This is a genomic window from Vibrio sp. 10N.261.55.A7 (genome assembly GCF_002877365.1).
In the GTDB taxonomy this organism is placed as follows: domain Bacteria; phylum Pseudomonadota; class Gammaproteobacteria; order Enterobacterales; family Vibrionaceae; genus Vibrio.
Genome location: NZ_MCWZ01000257.1, coordinates 1 through 3,911, shown reverse-complemented (window position 1 = coordinate 3,911; position 3,911 = coordinate 1). Strand labels below are relative to the sequence as shown.

The window sequence follows — 3,911 nt, the reverse complement described above, 5'->3', positions numbered from 1 at the left end:
AACATCTCCACCTTGCTCATTTGCTGTTACAACAAGGCTAGGCGCATCTTCATCGGCACCTGGGCGACCCGTTTCAATTCCGTCACCACGATCGTCTTCAATAGAGCCTGTATCTTGTGCTGTAGGGGCTTCTACAAATTCACTCTCACTGTTAACGACCAGTGTGACTGATTCAGTGGCTTCTGTTTCTAAATCATCTTGAATACGTACGTATACTACAAGCTCAGTATCGCCAGTCGCGATAGTAAGATCTTCTTCCGTTAACGCTCGGTATCCGCCTTCACCATCAGAAACAAAAAGATTGTCTAAATAATCTTCGCCTTTTTCCGCAGTATCACTTTCATCACCGAGCGTGAGATCTAGAACAACATCTTCCGAGACAGCCTGGTCAAGCTCAATAGTAAAGGACAGGTAGCTTTCGTCATCTTCAACGACGGCTTCACCAGCCGTAACTGACATTTCTGCTACAGCTAGAACAGTAACATCAACTGTAACCGTATCGACTCCACCTTGACCATCACTTACTTGAATCTCAAAGGTATCTGGACCGTTATACTCTGCACTTGGCGTATACTCCCAATTACCATCTGCGTCGACAGTAACCGTACCGTTTTCACCTTGAGACAAAACGCTATAGGTAAGATCATCACCGTCCACATCCGTTGCTTGAACAGCACCCGAGGCAGCCTCGTCCTCTTTGGTGGTTATCGCTATATCACCAACGAGTAAATCATTAGATTCATCCACAAATGTTGGAGCATCGTTGACCGGTGTAACAGCAATATTAATTGTTAGTGTGTCAATTCCACCCTGACCGTCCGACACTTGAACAGTAAAGCTATCAGGACCATTGTAGTTTTCATTAGGAACGTATTCCCAAGATCCGTTAGGGTTAACAGTCACCGTGCCATTAGATGCATCTGAGGTTTGTGAATATACAAGCTCGTCACCGTTACTATCGGTTGCAGATAGCTGACCTGCTAAAGCAGTGTCTTCTTCGGTAGATAAGGCTAAGTTGTCGCCAAGCTCTACTAGAGACGTATCAACAAAGTTTGGCGCGAACTGACGAAATTGTTGTAACAGTGTTAGGCTTTGCGTTTGAGAAAGACCAAGGCTTTGTAAACCTTGTGTATCAAAATTGGTTTGAGCGATGGTTTCACTTCCATCACGAGTGACACTACCTGAAACGGTTAAGCTTGAACCAGAATTCCCACCAGCGGCTGTAGCAAAATCTTCTCCCAACTGCGTAGGATCCTGCCCTTCTTCTAACGCTGCGAAGATGTCTTCTATTTCAGCAGAGATGTCTTGTAACTCTCCATCATCACCGACGAGTTCAACTTGAATATCCTGTTCAGGCTGAGCTTCCAAAGTACCGTCACTTTTCACGATAACTTCACCTGGAAGAACTTGGTCCCCTTCATTGATGATTTTAATGTTACCGTTAATATCAATAACGATGATTTGTCCGGCAGCCAAGTTACCACCAAAAAGAGTTCCAATTCCCATACCAAGCCTCTGCTTCGCTAACTACACGTTCCATTCCGTCAAATTTATGACAGAAAAGAATCCATTCATATATGCTATAACTTACCATTAATACATAGTAAACAAAACCAAGAACACAACAATTCACTAACGAACTTGCATTCATATGTAGACGTACATCACACTCTACAGATGAACCAACATCACACTTAAAATATGATCTTCATTCCAAATTTTTAGACAAGCTATGTATTATTTTCTCATCGAACAAATCTCACTTTTACGAACTCATTACACTTTCCACTCAAAAACATTAGTCATTCTAATAATTTATGGTATTTTATTGACGCTTCACATAATTGAATAACTTTAGTCGTCCAAGGAGAGACAGAGTGAACTGGAATAGAGTTAAGGCTATTAGCTTTCTAATTGCCGTCAGTTTTCCTAGCCATAGCCAAACCCTCGAACAGGCAGTAGCTCATACGTTAGAAACTAACCCAGAATTAAAAGCATCATTTAATGAGTTTATTAGTAAGCGCTATATATCAGATGCGTCTAGTGGCGCCTATCTACCAAGCTTAGACCTTGATGCTGGTATTGGCTATGAAGCGATTAGCCCTGCCGTTGGGAATGATCAGGACACTGAACTAACCCGAAAAGAAGCAACACTGACTCTGACACAATTACTTTGGGACGGCTCTTCGACGCTTAATGATATGGACAGAACGTCTGCTGATGCTGAATCAGTGCGTTTACAGCTTTTGTCGGATGCGCAAGACATGGCATTAGAAGTCACTAAGATTTACTTAGACTCAACGAAAGCTTATGAGATATTAAGCTTGTCAGAAAGTAACTTAGCAAAACATAAAGATATTTATAAAGATATCAAAAAGAGAGTTGAGTCTGGCATCGGATCGACTGCTGACATGTCTCAAGTCGAAGCCCGAATCGCTAAGGCACACGGCAACCTTCTCGCCGCTCAAAACAATCTGTTCGATGTGCATACCCAATTCAAACGAATTGTTGGTCAATCACCGCTGGGATTAACATTCCCAATGGCAGATGAAATGGCTCTACCGCTGACGATCGATGAAGCAGTCAACACCGCATTCATGCAGCACCCTGTCATCAAGGTTGCACAAGCCGATGTTGACGCGGCTAAGTTTCAATATAAACAGTCAAAAGGCGTTAACTTCCCTACTTTATCAATCGAAGCCGCGCAGACTTGGTATGATGACGCAGCGGGTATAGAAGGCAGTAGTGACGAGTTCTCAGCAATGCTTCGTATGCGTTACAACCTCTACAACGGTGGCTCTGACTCCGATACCACAGAAAGCTACGCTTACCAGTTAAACAAGGCAAAAGACTTTCGTGACAGAACATACCGAAGTGTAGAAGAAGGCCTTAGACTCTCCTGGAGTGCTTTAGACCTCACCGTTCAGCAAAAAGAATTTTTAGCTGACCATGTTGATTCTGCTTCCGAAACCGTCATCTCTTATGAAAAACAGTACGGGATTGGTCAACGTACTTTGTTAGACGTACTTAACACTGAAAACGAACTGTTTGAAGCGAGAAAAGGGTATATCGACGCTAAATACGATGAACAATACGCTAAGTACCGTGTCATGAACGCTTCTGGAAACTTGCTGACAGCGCTTAGAGTAACAACGCCTAGTGAATGGAATGAAAAGGTGGAGTATTAATATGAAACATTACCTAATTGCCCCGCTTCTCGTAGCCTCATTCGTTTCTAACGGTGTTATAGCAGATGACGAATATGATTACATCGAGACACCAATTGCCGTTCAAGCTGAAGATCTCCTAGACGATGATCGTGATGGTGTGATCAATGCTCGTGACTTATGTCCTGGAACCCCTCTGGCTTCTGAGATCAATAACGACGGATGTGGCACTCAGATTGAAGTAGAAGAACAAATGACGTTGAACATTTTGTTTGGAAACGATTCGTTTGAATTGAATGCTGCGTTTTTGAATCAAATTGATGTCATGTCAGAATTTTTGGCCGAATACCCTTCCACATCTATCGAGCTACTAGGATTTTCAAGCAAAGTTGGGAACCCTGAATATAACTTAGCGCTTTCGGAAAAGAGAGCTAATGCAATTAAAGACGCACTAATTGCAAATGAAGTTGAAGCATCCCGCATTAGTATTGTTGGTTATGGTGACACTTCATTAAGTGCGTATGGTGACGATGAAGTAAGCCACGCTTTAAACAGAAAAGTGGAAGCAACAGTCGTTGGCTACAAAGGCTCAGTCAAAGAAGCTTGGACAATCTTCAATAAAATTGCCAAGTAAAACACGACTAAGTGAGTAGATGCAGTATAAGGGGTGCAAGTGAAGCGCCCCTTTTTAATTAGTGCTTATTTTATAATGAGTTTACCTATTGAAAGTGTTAATCTAGCGCG

Annotated in this window: 3 protein-coding genes; 2 read left to right on the top strand and 1 reads right to left on the bottom strand. The window is 42.5% G+C overall.

The genetic code is table 11. From position 1 onward, the window contains the following. The coding region (locus BCU12_RS11490; protein ID WP_133153879.1) for a tandem-95 repeat protein at nt 1-1,506 on the bottom strand (1,506 nt) is incomplete at its 3' end. A gap of 371 nt (nt 1,507-1,877) precedes the next feature. On the opposite strand from BCU12_RS11490, the gene BCU12_RS11485 reads away from it, so the two are divergent. Beyond that, the gene (locus tag BCU12_RS11485; RefSeq protein WP_102404389.1) at nt 1,878-3,188 is read left to right on the top strand and encodes a TolC family outer membrane protein; all 1,311 of its coding nucleotides are present in this window, start codon (nt 1,878-1,880) and stop codon (nt 3,186-3,188) included. Between the two features lies 1 nt (nt 3,189). Continuing rightward, the gene (locus BCU12_RS11480) at nt 3,190-3,801 is read left to right on the top strand and encodes an OmpA family protein (RefSeq protein ID WP_102404388.1); all 612 of its coding nucleotides are present in this window, start codon (nt 3,190-3,192) and stop codon (nt 3,799-3,801) included. The last annotated feature ends 110 nt before the right edge of the window (nt 3,802-3,911 follow it).

Excerpts from the sequence above, each read along its gene's own strand:
- BCU12_RS11480 (WP_102404388.1), top strand. The coding sequence starts at position 3,190 with ATGAAACATTACCTAATTGCCCCGCTTCTCGTAGCCTCATTCGTTTCT.